The organism is Pseudomonas sp. PICF141 (genome assembly GCF_002286815.1).
GTDB lineage: Bacteria > Pseudomonadota > Gammaproteobacteria > Pseudomonadales > Pseudomonadaceae > Aquipseudomonas.
In genome coordinates this window covers 1-1,385 of sequence record NZ_MUNM01000018.1, presented here as the reverse complement: position 1 = coordinate 1,385, position 1,385 = coordinate 1, and the positions used below count along the sequence as shown (strand labels likewise).

Annotated in this window: 2 pseudogenes; both read right to left on the bottom strand. The window is 57.5% G+C overall.

From position 1 onward, the window contains the following. Positions 1–852: pseudogene (locus BZL43_RS01945) on the bottom strand (hypothetical protein); the annotation flags it as partial. Next, a pseudogene (locus BZL43_RS01940) lies at positions 849–1,385 on the bottom strand (type VI secretion system tip protein VgrG); the annotation flags it as partial. The pseudogenes BZL43_RS01940 and BZL43_RS01945, both read right to left, overlap by 4 nt.

Genomic DNA, 1,385 nt, shown 5'->3' with positions numbered 1-1,385 from the left:
CCACTTCCCATCCGCCCCCTTATCATGCCCATCCCAATCCTTACCCCAACCAAACTCCACCGCGCAGATGTAATCGGCAATATGCTCCCCACTAACCCCCAGCCCTTCATTCAAAATGCTGGCTGGCGCCTGTAGGCCTACTTTGGAGGCTTCAACCTGGTTGGAATGTGTGCCGCTCGCACCGTCGGTTCCCTTTGCCGCAACAGCCGAGTCTTTGTTTGCGGGCTTTTCCGCTTTTTTGGGGTGACTTGACCCGGAAGAGGCCGCAGAGCTATTGCGCTGCATCCCTTTCCATTTAACCAGCCGCTTCTCAACAATCCCCACCATGGCTGGCATGTTGTCGCGAGAGGTGGCGAGGACGGTGACGACCGCTGTTTTCGCCCAGTTTGGAAGACTCTGGAAAGTGGACGAGCCTTTTACGCCGGTGATGATCTCGTCTAGTTCAGCGCGCAGTTTGCCTGCATCGAATATCTGCTTGAGCAGTTCTTCGGGGCTGGTTTTGATCCCGCACTCTTGCAACACGAAGCGAAGCAGGTCGAACAGTACCGGGGCGTAGCGTTGCGGGTCTTTGTTGACGATGCGCAGGCTCTTTTTCAGTCCGTCGCCCGGTCCTGGAACCCAGCCGATGACGGCCATCAGCAGATCAAATTGCGCATCTTCCTTGCCTGCCGTCGACTCTGCGTTGTAGAGGACGATAGAGGATTCGATGGTGTCGTAGGCGTCGATGGCCTGGCCCAGAAACGGTACTGCACCGAGCGCGATACCTTTTGCCAGTTCAACCGCAGCCTCTTGGTAAGCGGCGCTGCGGTCTTCGCCACCTTCGTTTGCGCTCTCAACTACTTCGTCACTCATGACAACCTCCCTGCGGCTTTCTCCACCAATGCTTGTAAATCAACCTGGTCCGGGTCCAGGCCGAGCTTGCGTAAATCTGCGTTGACCTTTTCGTCAGAGTTCTGGACGACCGATACGCTTTCACGGTTGTAAGGCCTTGGATCCTCGCCGTAATACACCTTGGCCGGTCCTTTCGGGACATCCTCCAACCGGGCAAAACCGTCATCGTCCAGCACCCCCTCACGGGTCGAACCGTCTGCAAAGTCAACGCGGTAGGACGCGCCCGGGACGGGCTCAAGGTTGTCGTAATGCAGGTTCAATTCCAGCCAGGTCGGATTGGTTTTGGCTTCTTTCATCAGGCGACCGGCAATGTCGGCAGCGGCGAGGCCTGGGATCAAAGGGGTGAGGATACCGATTCCGCTACCGGAACCCGGCCCACCCCCAGAATTCACCTTCACCTCAGCCCCACTAATCGTCACCCCACCCGCATCAATCTTCACAAAGCTCCCGCCAGCCTTGGCCGTCAGCTCCATGCCACCCTCAACCACCACCTT